The 15,829-nt window shown below is 68.4% G+C and carries 15 protein-coding genes and 2 pseudogenes; 15 read left to right on the plus strand and 2 right to left on the minus strand.

Translation table 11 applies throughout. The annotated features are described in order from the left end of the window. Positions 1 to 290: 290 nt before the first annotated feature. From ACZ7KI_RS14925 to ACZ7KI_RS14950, 6 genes and pseudogenes are all read left to right on the plus strand, one after another. Positions 291 to 1,247: pseudogene (locus ACZ7KI_RS14925) on the plus strand (glycosyltransferase family 2 protein); the annotation flags it as partial. Between the two features lie 381 nt (positions 1,248 to 1,628). Then, positions 1,629 to 2,207, plus strand: a pseudogene (locus ACZ7KI_RS14930) (ATP-grasp domain-containing protein); the annotation flags it as partial. A 51-nt stretch (positions 2,208 to 2,258) separates the two neighbouring features. Further along, a complete protein-coding gene (locus ACZ7KI_RS14935; protein WP_470273866.1) occupies positions 2,259 to 2,525 on the plus strand; it encodes a hypothetical protein in 267 nt (88 codons plus the stop codon). After that, positions 2,522 to 3,802 carry a hypothetical protein gene (locus ACZ7KI_RS14940; RefSeq protein WP_470273691.1) on the plus strand — a complete coding sequence of 427 codons (1,281 nt, stop codon included), beginning with the start codon at positions 2,522 to 2,524 and terminating at the stop codon, positions 3,800 to 3,802. The genes ACZ7KI_RS14935 and ACZ7KI_RS14940 overlap by 4 nt, the downstream gene beginning before the upstream one ends. A gap of 21 nt (positions 3,803 to 3,823) precedes the next feature. Continuing rightward, positions 3,824 to 5,626: a carbamoyltransferase family protein gene (locus ACZ7KI_RS14945; RefSeq protein WP_470273692.1), complete on the plus strand. Its 1,803-nt coding sequence runs from the start codon at positions 3,824 to 3,826 to the stop codon at positions 5,624 to 5,626. Then, positions 5,623 to 6,315, plus strand: a complete 693-nt coding sequence (locus ACZ7KI_RS14950) for a hypothetical protein (protein WP_470273693.1) — start codon at positions 5,623 to 5,625, stop codon at positions 6,313 to 6,315. The genes ACZ7KI_RS14945 and ACZ7KI_RS14950 overlap by 4 nt, the downstream gene beginning before the upstream one ends. Here ACZ7KI_RS14950 and hemW read toward each other — a convergent pair. After that, a complete protein-coding gene (gene hemW, locus ACZ7KI_RS14955) occupies positions 6,308 to 7,522 on the minus strand; it encodes a radical SAM family heme chaperone HemW (RefSeq protein ID WP_470273694.1) in 1,215 nt (404 codons plus the stop codon). The two genes, ACZ7KI_RS14950 and hemW, sit on opposite strands and share 8 nt — an antisense overlap. 621 nt (positions 7,523 to 8,143) lie before the next feature. Continuing rightward, positions 8,144 to 8,557 (minus strand): VOC family protein, encoded by a 414-nt coding sequence (locus ACZ7KI_RS14960; protein WP_465600771.1) that lies wholly within the window; start codon positions 8,555 to 8,557, stop codon positions 8,144 to 8,146. A gap of 82 nt (positions 8,558 to 8,639) precedes the next feature. Here ACZ7KI_RS14960 and ACZ7KI_RS14965 point away from each other — a divergent pair, with 82 nt between their 5' ends. The 9 genes from ACZ7KI_RS14965 (at position 8,640) to ACZ7KI_RS15005 (ending at position 15,791) form a co-directional block, all read left to right on the plus strand. Continuing rightward, complete coding sequence (locus ACZ7KI_RS14965; protein ID WP_470273695.1) at positions 8,640 to 9,212, plus strand: TetR/AcrR family transcriptional regulator; 573 nt, start codon at positions 8,640 to 8,642, stop codon at positions 9,210 to 9,212. 153 nt (positions 9,213 to 9,365) lie between these two features. Beyond that, on the plus strand, positions 9,366 to 9,452 hold the full coding sequence (locus ACZ7KI_RS14970; protein WP_360907593.1) for a putative leader peptide: 87 nt from the start codon (positions 9,366 to 9,368) through the stop codon (positions 9,450 to 9,452). A gap of 36 nt (positions 9,453 to 9,488) precedes the next feature. Further along, on the plus strand, positions 9,489 to 11,183 hold the full coding sequence (locus tag ACZ7KI_RS14975) for a nitrite/sulfite reductase (protein ID WP_470273696.1): 1,695 nt from the start codon (positions 9,489 to 9,491) through the stop codon (positions 11,181 to 11,183). Further along, positions 11,180 to 11,329: an Insertion element protein gene (locus ACZ7KI_RS14980; RefSeq protein WP_470273697.1), complete on the plus strand. Its 150-nt coding sequence runs from the start codon at positions 11,180 to 11,182 to the stop codon at positions 11,327 to 11,329. The genes ACZ7KI_RS14975 and ACZ7KI_RS14980 overlap by 4 nt, the downstream gene beginning before the upstream one ends. Beyond that, positions 11,326 to 12,021 carry a phosphoadenylyl-sulfate reductase gene (locus ACZ7KI_RS14985; protein WP_470273698.1) on the plus strand — a complete coding sequence of 232 codons (696 nt, stop codon included), beginning with the start codon at positions 11,326 to 11,328 and terminating at the stop codon, positions 12,019 to 12,021. Before ACZ7KI_RS14980 ends, ACZ7KI_RS14985 begins: the two co-directional genes overlap by 4 nt. Positions 12,022 to 12,032: 11 nt before the next feature. After that, positions 12,033 to 12,953 (plus strand): sulfate adenylyltransferase subunit CysD, encoded by a 921-nt coding sequence (gene cysD / locus ACZ7KI_RS14990; RefSeq protein WP_470273699.1) that lies wholly within the window; start codon positions 12,033 to 12,035, stop codon positions 12,951 to 12,953. Continuing rightward, on the plus strand, positions 12,953 to 14,215 hold the full coding sequence (locus ACZ7KI_RS14995) for a sulfate adenylyltransferase subunit 1 (RefSeq protein WP_470273700.1): 1,263 nt from the start codon (positions 12,953 to 12,955) through the stop codon (positions 14,213 to 14,215). Before cysD ends, ACZ7KI_RS14995 begins: the two co-directional genes overlap by 1 nt. Further along, on the plus strand, positions 14,212 to 14,961 hold the full coding sequence (locus tag ACZ7KI_RS15000; protein ID WP_470273701.1) for a sirohydrochlorin chelatase: 750 nt from the start codon (positions 14,212 to 14,214) through the stop codon (positions 14,959 to 14,961). Before ACZ7KI_RS14995 ends, ACZ7KI_RS15000 begins: the two co-directional genes overlap by 4 nt. 206 nt (positions 14,962 to 15,167) lie before the next feature. Further along, entirely contained in the window at positions 15,168 to 15,791 is a 624-nt protein-coding gene (locus ACZ7KI_RS15005; RefSeq protein WP_470273702.1) for a cyclase, read from the plus strand. The last annotated feature ends 38 nt before the right edge of the window (positions 15,792 to 15,829 follow it).

The raw sequence follows: 15,829 nt of genomic DNA on the forward strand, positions 1-15,829 counted from the left end.
CACCCCCAACTTCCACATGGCGCGGAATCATGCGTCATGTGGGGTGGATTGGGAACAGATCATGCCTGGTTCGTCCGACTCGCTACGGAATTCCCTCCTTTTCGACTGAGCTGAAAGGAGCAACTTTCCGCACACCCTGGCGAGAACAAAGTGAATCTGCCTATAACACCGGGAACTTTCGAGCCGGCACGATCTGCCGGCCGCCTGGGGCCAAGGGGACGCATGAACCGTGAAATCACCACGAGTGACGCTGTGCACACAATAGCGCACTCACCGCTGGGGCCGGGCAGATGAGCCGGTCGATCTCCGGCCCGGTGCAAAGTGGACTCACCGTAGTCGTTCCGTGCTTCAACGAAGTCGACAACGTCGAGCCCTCCTACCGGGAGATCGTCGCCGAGTTGGGAAATCTCCCCCTCGAACTGCTCTATGTGGACGATGGGAGTACCGACGGGACGCTGGAGGTCATCCGCGGCCTCGCGCACACCGACCCTCGTGTGCGGTATGTGTCCTTCACCCGGAACTTCGGCTTCGAAGCTGCCTTTTCCGCGGGTTACCGGTACGCGGGGAAACCGTGGCTCCTGCATATCGACGCCGACCAGCAGTTCCCGGCCTCCGAGGCCGGGAAATTGATCACCGCCGCCGAGGAGGGCAACGACGCCGTTTTCGGTGTCCGCACCAATAGGCAAGATCCTTTACTGAGACGGTGGGGTACCGCGGCCTTTCATTTCCTCGGACGCCGTGTGCTGCGCATCGAGATCCCACCGGGTGCGACGGCCTTCCGCCTGGTCCGCACCGAGCTGGCCCGCAAGATCGTCGATCTCCGGCTGGGCACCCCGTACTTCCTCGCCACCGTGCCGAGGCTGACCAGTCGCTACACGACCGTCCCGGTGGCACACCGCGCACGGGAACGCGGAGAGTCCAAAGTGGGCTTCGGTTTCCTGTCCTCGCACGCCATCGAACTCTTCGTCGGTTTCACCCGGCGCCTGACGACGGCGGCGTCGGCGACCGCGCTGACGACCGCCGGGATCGCGGGACTGGCGGGGCTCGTGACCGCGTTCGGCCTGCTCGGCCGGAACATCACCTCGGCGCTGATGTTCGCCTTGTTCTCCGTGGTGCTGACGGTCCTTTCGCTGAGCGTCCGCTACCTGGTCGTGGTCGGTGCGGGTCAGCCGCGGCCGAGGCAGTTCTACATCAGGGAGGCCAACTTCCCGGTCGACGAGGACGACCTGCTCTACACCTCGGCGGAAGCCGGGATCCATCCTGGGGAAAGGCAAGCGGGAGTGAAGAAAACCGAAGACACGGCGGCCCGGCGGAGCCTGGTGATACTGGGCGGGGCCGACGGTTCGGTCAGCACGTACCACCGGGCGCGGGAACTCGGTTTCCACACCATCTGCGTCGACGTCCGCGCGGCCGCACCCGCGGTGGCGCTCGCCGACGAGTTCGTCCAGGTCAGTGTCCGTGCCCCGGAACAGATCGCGGCCGCACTGGAGGGCCGGGACGACATCGCCGGGGTGCTCTGCCCGGCCAGCGACGTCGGGCTCCCCGCACTCGCCTGGCTCACCCGGCAGTGGAATCTGCCGGACCCGCTGCCCGAGGCCGCCGTCGCCGCTTCCGTCGACAAATCCGTCTTCCGCGAACTCTGCGACAGGCTGCGTTTGCCGACCTACCGCAGTGTCGGCGGGAAGCCGGGCCCGGACCTCGTCCTCGCCGCGCAGCAGCTGCGGTTCCCCACGCTGGTGAAACCGGTCGATTCCTCCGGAAGCCGAGGGGTGGTCTCGTGCGCGAGCCCCGGTGGGCTGAGCGCCGCGTTCACCGAGTCGCTCGCGTTCTCCCCGTCGGGGCGGCTCGTCGTCGAGGAGCATCTCGATGGCTCTCACTACACGATCGAAGCACTCGCGGTCGACGGCCGGATCGTGTTCCACGCGGTCACCCGGCGCACGCTCACCCCGCCGCCGTTCTTCGTGACGGCGTCCCATCTCCTGCCGGCGGGGCTGCCGGCGGTGGTCGACCGCGCCCTGCCGCTGATGCTGACCGCGCTGTGCGCCGAACTCGGTTATCGCACCGGGCCGCTCACCCTCGACGCCGTCCTGGGCCGCGACGGGAAGTTCTATCTGATCGAGATGGGCGCCCGGATGGGCGGCAACGGTCTCGCCGAGGCGATCGAACTCAGCACCGGCGTCGATCTGATCGCCGCCGGGATCGCCGCCGCCACCGGGGACGAGGTCGTCCTCTCCCCGCGCGACCCGCGACCGACGCTGGTGCACATCCTCGCCTCCGACCGCGGCGGCCGGATCCGGCGGATCGAAGGCACCGACGAGGTCCGGGCGATGCCCGCGGTACACGGCCTGGAACTGTTCGCGGAACAGGACTCCTTCGTGAAGCCGTACGAGCAGGCCGGGTACAAGATGGGCTACGCCGTGCTTTCGGCGGCGACCGTGCCCGAGGTGCTGGCGGCGGAGGACGAACTGCGCGGCACCCTGAAGTTCCTGCTCGACGAGCAGGGTATGGCGGTGCCGCTCCCTTGACCGGTACCTCGCTCACCGGCGGCAGCGGCACCGCGGCGATCGCGGCGCCGAAGCCGTCGACGGTGCTCCGGCTGCTCGCCGGCCGGGGTGTCTTCCGGCTGGCGATCCAGGCCATGGGCGTGGTCCTGGTCACCGCGTGGGGAGCGCACGACTACGGCCGGTTCGCCACCGCGCTCGGCCTGATGACGTGGCTGAACTTCGTGCCGTCCGCGGCGGAGAAGTCGGCGCTGAAATCCCTGCCCAGGCTGCGGGTTACCCAGGACGCCGTCGCGGCCTTGGCCGTACGGATCGCTTTCGCCCCGGTTCTCGTGGTGCTGGCGGCGATGGCGGTCGCGCTGGTCGTCGCGCCGGAGTCGGACGCCGCGCTGTACCTGACGGCGGCGGGCTGGTCGATCTCCGGTGGGCTGCTGATGACCGTCTCCGGACTGCACCGGTTCCGCGGCCGGTCCACTTTGGACGCGCTGGCGTTCACCGCCGGCGCGCTGGTGGTCGGCGCGGTGACCGTGGGCACCTGGTTCGTCCGCTGGTCGCCGCTGACCCATCTCGGCCTGCTGCTCGCCGGGATCCTGCTCATCCTCGGGTTCTCCGCCGCGTTGCTGCCGAAGGAGTGGCTGCGTCCCGGCAGGGTGAACGGGCATCGGCTCCTGCCCGCCTTCGGCCGGAGCACCGTACTGCTCGGGATGACCGAAGTGCTCGACGTCCTGGCGACGTCGACGGTGTTCGGTGTGCTCGCGCTGGCGGGCCGGACCGTCGACAGTGGACCGTTCTACGTCGCCTTGCTGGCGAGCAGCGCGTTCTGCTCGCTGCTGTTCTATCAGCTGCGGCTGCATCAGCCCGCGATCTCCAGCCGGATGCGAGGCGGCGGCGCGGCGGCGGGTCGCGCTCGCGCGGTCGAACTGCTGAAGCTGGTCGAGCGGGGCGCGCTGGCCTTCCTCGCCGCGGTGGGGATCGCGCTGGTGATTCCGGCCGCACGCGCGGCACTGACCGCGGAAGGCACGACCGGCGCGTATCTGGTCCTCGGTGTCTTCGTGCTGGCCGAAACGGTGCTGTTCGCCGTCCGGCTCTACGCGGGCTTCCTGATCGAGAACACCAACAGCAAGGTCCTCACCCTCACCGCGTCGGCCTCGATCGCCGGGTTGTTCGCCACCCCGCTCGCCGCGGCGGGACTGGTTCCGGCGATGGGACCGGTCGGCGGGTTCGCCGCCCTCGTCTTCGCCATCGGCGTACGGGCCACCGTGCTCCGGCGGTTGCTGCGCCGCCATCACCCCGAACTCTGAATTCCCCACTGGAGAAGGAACATGTACGTACTGGGTATCAGCAGGGTCCACGATTCTGCGGCCGCGCTCGTGCGCGACGGCGAGATCATCGCGTTCGCCGAAGAAGAGCGTTTCACCAGGGTGAAGCACGACGGAGATTTTCCCGCGCACGCCATCAGATTCTGTCTCGACCGCGCCGGCATCACCCTCGCCGACGTCGACCACGTCGCCTATTACTGGCAGCGCTGGCGTGAGGGCATCCACGCGGCGAAGGTGTTCGCGCGGTACTTCCCCGCCACGCTGGAGGTGTTCCGCAACGCGAACGGTGACGAGGACGGCTCCTCGGCCGGCCTGGTGGAGACCTTCAAAACCGGTGGTGGCAAAGGAGTCGACGACTACCACGTCGGCGGTGCGGTGCTGGCGCACATCAAGCGGTCCTACACCCTCGAACGGGACGTGAAAGAAGCAGCGGGGTGGACCGGTCCGGCGAAGTTCAAGACACACCTGGTCGACCACCACAAGGCGCACGCGGCCAGCGCGTACTTCATCTCGCCGTGGGAAGAGTCGGCGGTGCTCACCTTCGACGGCATCGGCAGTGACGGGACAGCGACCTATCTGGGCCACGGCAAGGGAAACCGGATCATCGATATCCGGCGGATCAAGTTCCCGCACTCGCTGGGCGCGATGTATGCCGGCGTCACCGGCTATCTCGGCTTCTACCCGACCAGGGACGAAGGCAAGATCATGGGGCTGGCGCCGCTCGGCAACGACACCTACGTCGACGCGTTCAAGCAACTGATCCATCTCGACGACGACGGCGGCTACGAACTCGACCTGAGCTTCTTCGGCCACCACCGCACCGGCAAGCACGTCATGTCGAAGAAGTTCACCAACCTGTTCGGCCCCGCGCGCCCCAAAACCCGGGTCACCGCGGAAAACCCCGTACCGCAGCACTATTGCGACATCGCCTACGCGCTGCAGGTGACCTTGGAGGAGGCCGGGTTGCACCTGGCGCGCTGGCTGCAGTGGAAGACCGGGTCGAAGCGGCTCTCCGTCGCCGGTGGTGTCGCGCTCAACAGCGTGATGAACGGACGGCTTCTGCTGGAGACGCCGTTCGAGGACTTCTTCGCCCAGCCCGCCGCGGCCGACGACGGCTGCGCGCTCGGCTCCGCGCTGGAGGTCTCCGTCGGCACCTACGGCAGGCCGCGCCCGCGTGACGGCTACACCTACACCGGCCCGGACTACACCGAGGCGGAGATGGAACTGGCGCTGCAGGACGCCGGGGTCGACTACACCAGGGTCGACGACATCGCCGCGCACACGGCCGCGAAGATCGCCGAGGGCAAGATCGTCGGCTGGGTACAGGGCCGGATGGAATGCGGGCCGCGCGCGCTCGGCAACCGCTCGCTGGTGGCCGACCCGCGTGATCCCGATTCGAAGACGCGGATGAACGAGAAGGTCAAGCACCGTGAGGCGTTCCGGCCGTTCGCGCCGTCGTGCCTCGCGGAACGGGCGGGCGACTACTTCGTCAGCGACTACCCGTCGCCGGTCATGCTGCTGGTGTTCGACGTCCTGCCGGACAAACGCGACGAGGTCCCCGCCATCACCCACGTCGACGGGACGGCCCGTGTGCAGACGGTGAGCCGGACCGACAACCCGCTCTACTACCGGATGATCAGCGAGTTCGAAAAGATCACCGGGGTGCCGATGGTGGTCAACACCTCGTTCAACGACAACAACGAGCCGATCGTCGCCAGCCCGGCCGACGCCGTGGCCTGCTACCTGAACACCGACGTCGACGCGCTCGCCCTCGGGCCGTTCTGGGCGGAGAAGGAGACTCTGTGACCGCCACCCTCCCCGACACGACCGGCTGGGTTCCCGCGCTCTACCGCCACCGCAAGTGGCTGTGGCTGGTCGCCGCTGTCCCGGCGGTGGTCACCACCCTGCTGATCATGGTGATCCTGCCACCGGATCAGACGCTGGACAACGTCGTGGACTGGGCGTTCAAACTGTGCCCGTTCGTGTTCGCCGTCCTCACGGTGGCGCTCTTCCCGCGCACCAAAGCGGGTCCGGCGCTGATCGTCCTCGCGGTGTTCGTCTACATGTCCTATTTGGACACGGAACTGGTGATGCGGATCCAGGCGTTCGCGCGTGACGCCGCGACCGACGAGTACGCCTTCCAGCCGGTGTACCAGTTCGAGCTGTTCGTCGTGACGTTCATCGTCCTGTTCGGACTGATGGCCTACCGGCTCGGCGGCGGCCGGACGGCGAACGTACTCAAGACCGGCATCGCCTCGATCCTGGTGGTGATCTCGGGCGCCAACGATCTGACGTTCTGGGCGCTCAACGACGTCTGGTCGGCGGGAACGAAACCGACCGAGCTGAAATGGGCGTCGCATATGATCGTGTTCCTCGGCGGTCCGCCGAGTGTCCCGGCCGCGGTCGCGTTCATGGTGGTGCATCTGGTGCTGGCGGCGATCGTGGTGGCGCTGCCGGTCGGCCGCTGGGTGGACCGGGCGCTGGGGCTCAGGTGAGCCTGCGCACCAGACCGTCCGCCAGCAGCCGTCCCCGGTCGGTGAGCACCGCCCGCTCCTGACCGTCCAAAGCGGACTGATCCAGCAATCCCTCGGCGGCGGCGACCCGGGCTTCGGCGCGGCCGTCGTCGTCGAGGGCGTCGAGCGGAAGCCCTTCGGACAACCGGAGTTCCAGCATCACGCGTTCCAGGTGCCGGTCCTCGTCGGTCAGCACTTCCCGACCGGCGGCCGGTGACTCCCCGGCGGCCAGCGCGGCGGCGTACCGCGCCGGATGCTTGACGTTCCACCAGCGGACGCCGCCGACATGGCTGTGCGCGCCGGGTCCCGCGCCCCACCAGTCTCCGCCGCGCCAGTAGCCGATGTTGTGGCGACAGCGGGCTTCCTCCGACGCCGCCCAGTTGGAGACCTCGTACCAGCGCAGACCCGCCGAAGCGAGGACGCGGTCGATCATCTCGTAGTCGGCGGCGAGGACGTCGTCGTCCGGGGCGGGCAGTTCGCCGCGGCGGATGCGGCGGGCGAGCGCGGTGCCCTCCTCGACGATCAGCGCGTACGCCGAGACGTGGTCGACACCGGCGGCCAGCACCGCGTCCAGCGAGGCTTGGAGGTCTTCGACCCGCTCCCCCGGCGTGCCGTAGATGACGTCGAGGTTGACGTGCTCGAACCCGGCGGCGCGCGCCTCCTCGGCGGCCGCCACGGGCCGTCCCACGGTGTGCACGCGGTCGAGGATCCGCAGGACGTGCTGCGCGGCCGACTGCATGCCGAGCGAGATCCGGTTGTACCCCGCGTCACGGATGCCCGCGAAGAATTCCGGCGAGGTCGACTCGGGGTTCGACTCGGTCGTGACTTCGGCGCCGTAGGCGAGCCCGAAGGTGTCGCGGACGGCGTCGAGAACGCTTCGGAGCCCCTCGGCGCCCAGGAGAGAGGGGGTACCGCCGCCGACGAAGACGGTGTCGACCGCGGGCGGCTTCCCGAGCACGCGCGCGGCCAGGTCGAACTCGCGCTTGAGGCCTTCGAGCCAGGACTGTGGCGACGAATCGCTGTCCAGCTCACCGGCGGTGTAGGTGTTGAAGTCGCAGTAGCCGCATCGGGTGGCGCAGAACGGGACGTGGACGTAGACGCCGAACGGGCGGGTGCCGAGCCCTTCCAGCGCGCTCTCGGGGAGCGCGGACTCGAGGGGCTGGGCGTTTTCGAACGACAGTGCGGGCACACCCCAGTGTCCCCCACGCCGTGAAGGCCTCCTTCCCTACCCTGAAGGTCAGGGTCCCGGCAAAGTCGAGGTAGGGCAGGCTTGATTCTGGATGCCGCGGGGCTGCAGGTGCGGTTTCGGGGGAATGTCGTGAGTGGCGGTTCGGGTGAGGGCCACTTGTGTCTTAGGTACCTGCCATCGGGCGACACGCGTGATCCGACGGAGGGCACGCGTGAGTGAACGGAGAACACGCGACGAAACCTGCCGCTCCCGCGTGTCATCCATCCAGTCACACGTGTCCTCCGTCTGATCACACGCGCCATCCATCCAGCCACGCGAAACCACCCACTCGGCCCCGGTCGTGAGTGGCGATTCGGGCTAGAACACGAAACGCCACTCACGACCCCCTCGCCAAACCCCGCAACTCGCCCAAATCGGGCACATTTGTCCCGAGAAGTGTCCCTTATGGACAGTCCGGACCCGGGTGAGGCCCCTTGTGTGGGCCCGCTCCCGCCGTGTCCACCACGACGCGTTCGTCTTGTCCCGCTATAGAGGTGCTGCCGACCAGCACTTATGCGACTTTGCCGGAACCCTACCCTGAAGGTAGTGAAGGAGGCCTTCACGGACCGGGAGCCCAGATACTCAGGCCAACCCGTTGGCGGCCAGCCACTCCGGGGACGGTGGGATCACCTCGATGATGTCGATCAGGAAGCCGTTGAGGTCCTCGATGTAGAAGTGCCGCTGGCCGAATTCCTCGTCCACGAGTTCCGTGACGATCTTGACCCCCTCCTCTCGCAGGCGCTCGTACTCGGCCGCCGCGTCGGCGACCATGAACCCGACCATCGAGCCGGCCGCCTCCTGTGCCCGCCATGGCTCCGGCGTGGCCTTGTGGCCGCGCTTCGCGAAGCTCATCTCATAGCCCGGCACTCCGACGTTGAGGCTGGAGAACCAATCCAGCTCGATCGTCACGGTCAACTGCATATGCCGCTTCCACCAGGCGGTGGTCTCGGCGATGTCGTCGACGAGCACACAGGCACCGAAACCGCTGAGTTGCATCTGGTGTTGTCCTCCCAGTCGAATCACTTGATGCGTAGTACTATAGGCATAGTGGTTTGACTGAGGCAAGGAGAATGTTCCGATGCGACAGAACCCGGAGCGCCGGACCGCGCTCACCGACGCCGCGATCACCGTCCTCGCCCGCGAAGGCGCACGCGGCCTCACCTATCGCGCCGTGGACGTCGAAGCGGATGTCCCACCGGGAACGACGTCCAACTACTTCCGCAACCGGGACCAGCTGCTCGGCGAGGTCGGCGTCCGCGTGCAGGAACGGCTGTCGGCACCGGCGGAGGTGATGGCGAACCCGCAGGCCGAGTCGCCGTCCCACGACCGGGTCGGCGTGCTGCTCGGCGAACTCATGGGACGCCTGACCGCCCACCGCGAGCCTTATCTGGCCCTGCTCGAACTCCGGCTCGAAGCCACTCGGCGCCCGGATCTCTCGGCCGAGCTGACCAAGACCATTCGCGAGGGCATCGACATGAGCGTCGACTGGCACGTCGCGGCGGGGATGCCGGGCGGGCGCCCCGAAGTGCTGCTGATGTACCTCGCGCTGACCGGGCTCACCGTCGAACGGCTCACCCTGCCCGAGGTTCTCGCGGACGTCACCGACGAAGAGGTCATCCGGATCCTCGTCGACCGCGTCCTCCCTTCGTGAGCCGTGCGCGTTCTGCGTCACAATGCCCGGCCGCGAACCCGGCCTTGACCTGCAAAGCAGCGCGTTGACCTGGGAAAACAGTGTTCTTCGGACGGTGTTCCCAGTATTCGGACCGGCCTAGACCACATAGTGGGCGCGTGGCACGCTGAATGAATGACCCGCGCCGGAATCACCCTCGTGGCACGCCGCCACGTGGATCTCCGTCGTGTGGCGAGCGCGCTCTGTGCGACGAACCGCTGACTCCCCGCCACCACCACGATCTGCCGGAGGACTCCCATGTCGTCGCCCACGCGCGAGACCCCTGCCCGCACGCCCCGGGTAAAACAGAAACGGGGCGAGGGACAGTGGGCACTGGGGTATCGCGAACCCTTGAACCCCAACGAACGGTCCAAGAAGGACGACAACCCGCTCAACGTCCGTGCGCGGATCGAGAACATTTACGCTCGCGGTGGCTTCGATTCGATCGACCCGGGTGACCTCCGCGGCCGGTTCCGCTGGTTCGGTCTCTACACCCAGCGCAAGCCGGGGATCGACGGCGGCCGCACCGCGACGCTGGAGCCCGAAGAGCTCGACGACCGCTACTTCATGCTGCGGGTCCGGCTCGACGGCGGCGCGCTGACCACCGACCAACTGTCGGTGCTCGCCGAGATCTCGCAGACCCACGCGCGCGACACCGCCGACATCACCGACCGGCAGAACATCCAGTACCACTGGATCCAGATCGAGGACGTCCCGACGATCTGGGCCAAACTGGAGAAGGCCGGGATGACCACGATGGAGGCCTGCGGCGACAGCCCGCGCGTCATCCTCGGCTCCCCCGTCGCCGGCATCGCCGCCGACGAGATCATCGACGGCACGCCCGCGATCGACGAGATCAAGCGCCGCTACATCGGCGACCCGCGCTACTCGAACCTGCCGCGCAAGTTCAAGACCGCGGTCTCCGGGCAGCAGGACGTCGCGCACGAGATCAACGACGTCGCCTTCGTCGGCGTGAACCACCCCGAACACGGCCCCGGCTTCGACGTCTGGGTCGGCGGCGGCCTGTCCACCAACCCGATGATCGGGCAACGGCTGGGCGCCTGGGTCTCGCTCGACGAGGTCCCCGACGTCTGGGAAGGCGTGATCAGCGTCTTCCGTGACTACGGCTACCGGCGGCTCCGCGCCCGCGCCCGGATCAAGTTCCTGGTGAAGGACTGGGGTGCCGCGAAGTTCCGCCAGGTACTGGAAGACGAGTACCTCAAGCGCAAGCTGACCGACGGCCCGGCACCCGAGGTGCCCGCCGCGCAGATCGACCACGTCGGCGTGCACCCGCAGATCGACGGCAAGTTCTACGTCGGCGCCGCGCCGGTCGCGGGCCGCGTCTCCGGCGCCATCCTGCTGGCGGTCGCCAAAGCCGCCGAGCGGGCAGGGTCGAACCGCGTCCGCCTCACCCCGCACCAGAAGCTCGTGGTCCTCGACGTCCCCGAGGCCGAGGTGAACGGGTTGAAGAGCGACCTGGCCGAGCTGGGCCTGCAGACCGAGCCTTCGCCGTGGCGGCGCGGGGTCATGGCGTGCACCGGCCTGGAGTTCTGCAAACTCGCGATCGTCGAGACCAAGGCCCGCGCGATCGAACTGGTCACCGAACTGGAGAAACGTCTCGCCGACATCCAGTCCGAGATCGAGAACCCGGTGACCGTGCACCTCAACGGCTGCCCCAACTCCTGCGCGCGGGTCCAGACCGCCGACATCGGGCTCAAGGGCCAGATCGTCACCGATGAGGACGGCAAGCAGGTCGAAGGCTTCCAGGTGCACCTCGGCGGCGGGCTCGGCCTCGACGCCGGGTTCGGCCGGAAACTGCGTGGGCACAAGGTGACCGCGTCGGAACTGACCGCGTACGTCGAACGGGTCGTGCGTGCCTACGTCGACGGCCGCGAACCCGGCGAGCGCTTCGCCCAGTGGGTCACGCGGGCCGAGGAAAGCGTCCTGCAGTGACCGAACGAGCGACCCCGTACTACTGCCCTTTCTGTGGCGATGAAGACCTGCGGCCGGAAGAGGGCGGCTCCTGGCTGTGCTCGGGCTGCCGCCGGGTCTTCACCGTGAAGTTCCTCGGACTGTCCATTCCGGAGGTGTCGCAATGACCGCCACTGCCGACTACAAGACACTCGCCGAACGGGCCGCGAAGGAGCTCGCCGAGGCGACCGCGACCGAGGCCCTGCGCTGGACCGCGGAGACGTTCGGCGACGACTTCATCGTCGCCTCGAACATGCAGGACGCCGTCCTCATCGACCTGGCGACCCAGGTCAAACCGGACGTCGACGTGCTGTTCCTGCAGACCGGCTACCACTTCCCGGAGACCATCGGCACCCGCGACGCGGTGCAGACGGTCTACCCCGGCGTACGGATCGTCAACGCCGAGGCCGCGCAGAGCGTCGCCGAACAGGACGCGGAATACGGCCCGAAGCTGCACGAACGCGACCCGAACCAGTGCTGCCACCTCCGCAAGGTCGTGCCACTGCGCAACACGCTGGCGAAGTACTCGGCGTGGGTGACCGGTGTCCGCCGGGTCGACGCGCCGACCCGCGCGAACACCCCCATCGTCACCTGGGACGACCGCAACGGGCTGGTGAAGATCAACCCGATCGCGCCGTGGTCCGACGACGAGTTCAGGGATTACATCGACCAGCACGGGATTCTCGAGAACCCGTTGGTGTCCATCGGTTATCTGTCGATCGGCTGCGCGCCGTGCACCGCCAAGGTCGCTCCGGGGCAAGACCCGCGCAGCGGCCGGTGGGCCGGTCAGGGCAAGACCGAGTGCGGGTTGCACGGGTGAGAAGGGACGACATGACCACGCTCGAGCCGGCCATCGTCGCGGCGCAGGACAACCTGGCGGCGCTGGAATCCGAGGCCATCCACATCTTCCGCGAGGTGGCGGGCGAATTCGACCGGCCGGTGATCCTGTTCTCCGGCGGCAAGGACTCGACGCTGCTGCTGCACCTGGCGATCAAAGCCTTCTGGCCGGCGCCGGTGCCGTTCCCGTTGCTGCACGTGGACACCGGGCACAACTTCGACGAGGTCATCGATTTCCGCGACCGCGTGGTCGAGCAGCACGGGCTGCGGCTGGTCGTGGCGAAGGTGCAGGACTGGATCGACGACGGCAGGCTCGAAGAGCGCGCCGACGGGATGCGCAACCCGCTGCAGACCACGCCGCTGCTCGACACGATCGCCGAGCACAAGTTCGACGCCGTCTTCGGCGGCGGACGCCGCGACGAGGAACGCGCCCGCGCCAAGGAGCGGATCTTCAGTCTCCGCAACTCCTTCGGCCAGTGGGACCCGCGGCGGCAGCGCCCCGAACTGTGGAACCTCTACAACGGCCGTCACCGCCCCGGCGAACAGGTCCGTGTCTTCCCGCTGTCCAACTGGACCGAGGCGGACGTCTGGAACTACATCGCGCGGGAGAAGGTCGAACTGCCGTCGATCTACTACGCGCACCGGCGCGAGGTCTATCAGCGCGACGGTATGTGGCTGGCCGAAGGCCCGTGGGGCGGGCCGCGGCCGGGCGAGGCAGTGAAGGAACTGACCGTGCGCTACCGGACCGTCGGCGACGGTTCGTGCACCGGTGCCATCGAATCGACCGCCGCCACGGTGGACGAGGTCATCGCCGAGGTCTCGGCCTCCCGGCTCACCGAACGCGGCGCCACCCGCGCCGACGACCGGATGTCGGAGGCGGCGATGGAAGACCGCAAGCGTGAGGGGTACTTCTGATGTCCAGCCTGTTGAGGCTCGCGACCGCGGGCAGTGTGGACGACGGGAAGTCGACCCTCGTCGGGCGGCTCCTGTACGACACCAAGTCCGTCCTCGCCGACCAGCTGGACGCGGTCACCCGCGCCAGTGTCGACAAAGGACTGTCCACACCGGACCTTTCGCTGCTCGTGGACGGCCTGCGTTCGGAACGCGAGCAGGGCATCACGATCGACGTGGCGTACCGGTATTTCGCGACACCGAAGCGCAGCTTCGTCCTCGCGGACACCCCCGGCCACGTGCAGTACACCCGGAACACGGTGACCGGGGCGTCCACCGCGCAACTGGCCGTGCTGCTGGTCGACGCGCGCAAAGGTGTCATCGAGCAGACCCGCCGTCACGCCGCGGTGCTCGCACTGCTGGGCGTTCCGCAGCTGGTGCTGGCGGTGAACAAGATCGACCTCGTCGGCTACGACGAAGCGACCTTCACCGTGATCGCCGAGGAGTTCGCCGAGCACGCCGCGTCGCTGGGCTACGAACGCGGTTCCGTGCTCGCGGTGCCCGTTTCGGCGCTGCAGGGCGACAACGTGGCGGAGAAGTCGGACAAGACCCCGTGGTACTCCGGCCCGACCCTGCTGGAGCATCTGGAAACCGTGCCCGTGGCACCGGATCCGCACGATTCGGCGTTCCGCTTCCCGGTGCAGTACGTGATCCGGCCACGTACGGCCGACCACCCCGACTACCGGGGCTACGCCGGGCAGATCGCGGCGGGCACCGTCCGGACGGGCGACGAGATCGTCGTGCTGCCGCAAGGACTCCGCAGCCGGGTGGAGGGCATCGACACCGCCGACGGTCCGCTCGCCGAGGCCGGTGCGGGCGCCTCGGTGACACTACTGCTCACGGACGACCTCGACATCTCGCGCGGGGACCTGATAGCCGCTGCGGACCGGCAGCCGGAGGTGACCGACGAGATCGCCGCCACCCTGTGCTGGCTCTCGGCCAAGGCGCTCAAACCGGGCGCGCGGGTGCTGGTGAAGCACGGCGCGCGAACGGTGCAGGCCATCGTCGGCGAACTCCACGCCCGCTTCGACGAGCAGACGCTGTCCAGTGTGGACGAACCGGACACGCTGGAGCTCAACGACATCGGCCGGGTGACGCTGCGGCTCGCCGAGGCGATCGGCGTGGACGACTACGGCGTCAGCCCGCGGACGGGCGCGTTCCTGGTCATCGACCCGAAGGACGGCGATACACTGGCGGCAGGACTCGTCGGCGAAAGGTTCGCATGACCCCAAGCCTCACTCCGCCACTGGTCGCCGTCGCCCACGGCAGCCGCGATCCGCGGTCCGCCGCGACCATCCGCGCCCTGCTCGACGTCACCCGTGGCCTGGCACCGGACCTCGACATCCGGGAGTCCTTTTTGGACCTCTCGGAGCCGTTGCTGACCGATGCCCTGCGCGCGTTGTACGCCGAGGGGCATCGCGAGGTCGTCGTCGTGCCGCTGCTGCTCGGCGTGGCGTATCACGCCCGGGTCGACCTGCCCGCGCTCGTCGCCGAAGTGACCGCGGAGTGCCCAGGCCTCGACGTGCGCGTTTCCGGTGTGCTGGGCATCGACCCGCTGATCGAGACGGTCGCGCTGGACCGGCTCACCGAGGCGGGCGCCGACCTGGCCGACCCGGAACTGGGTGTCCTCCTCGCCGGGGTCGGCTCGTCGAACGTCGCGGCGAACGACGCGGTCGCCGGGATCACCACCCGCTGGCAGCTGCGGCGTGGGCTGCTCGCGACCCCCGCGTTCGCCAGCGCCGCCCAGCCGGACGTGCCCGCCGCCGTCGCCCGGTTGCGGCTCAACGGCGCCCGTCGGCTCGCGGTCGCGGGCTGGTTCCTCGCGCCGGGGCTCCTGCCGGACCGGATCGCGCGCCTGGCCCGTGAAGCCGACCCGTCCGTGATCGTCTCCGAGCCGCTGGGGCCGGACCCGCGGATCGCGGGGCTCGTCCTGGAACGCTATGGCGTCGCCGCGGCCCGGCTCGCCGCCTGAGCCATCGGCTCTGACTTGTCGACGCAGTAGCGCGGCTTCGTCCCGTTCGGGCGCTTGATACCGATCTTCGGAGGGTCTCGTTCCCAGTTCCGTCACGCCTCGCGTATGGGAATGGAGATTTCTTGACGAGTTACTTAACTTGCCGGTAACTCTCTAAACGCTGCGCAGCTCCCTTTCTCCCCATCGAACCCCCAGGTAGGTGGAACATGAAGGCTGCCATTCGTGCCCTCGTCTGCGCCTCGGCCGTCCTCGTCCCGCTCATCGGTGTGGCCGTCCCGGCTTCGGCGGCGACCACCGTCGTCTTCGACTGCGAGGCGAAGCCGCCGCTCGTCGGCAACAAGTACCTCAAGCTGAACCAGGACGCCGACGTCGCCGCGCCGGCCACGGTCGCTCCCGGTGCGGCGCTCGACGTCGTCATCGACCCGGCGCCCAACACCGTGCCTGCCGAAGTCAGCGGCTACCAGGTCAAGCACATCAAGGACTTCGCGTTGAAGATCCCGATCCCGGCGAACTCGACCTGGGTGGGCGCCGACCTCACCGGCGGCTCCGGCATCGGCTCGACCCCGCCGAAGATCACCGTTTCCGGCAGTGTCGCGACGTTGAGCTTCCCCGGCCCGATCGCGGGCGGCTCGACGTTCGAGCTGCCGACCGTGACCGCGCATCTCACCGCGGGCACGTCCGGCACCATCGAGACGAAACTGGCGGGCAGCAGCTACGCCGACCCGGGGCTGACCTTCACCGCGGTGGTCAGCGCGGGCTTCGACGTCTCGGCACCGACCTCCTGTTTCCCGAACCCGAGCCCGACCTTCACCACGACGACGATCGGCTGAGTGCCGCCTGCGCCATCACCTCCCGTGGTGGCGCAGGC

It is taken from the genome of Amycolatopsis sp. NPDC039088 (assembly GCF_055598845.1).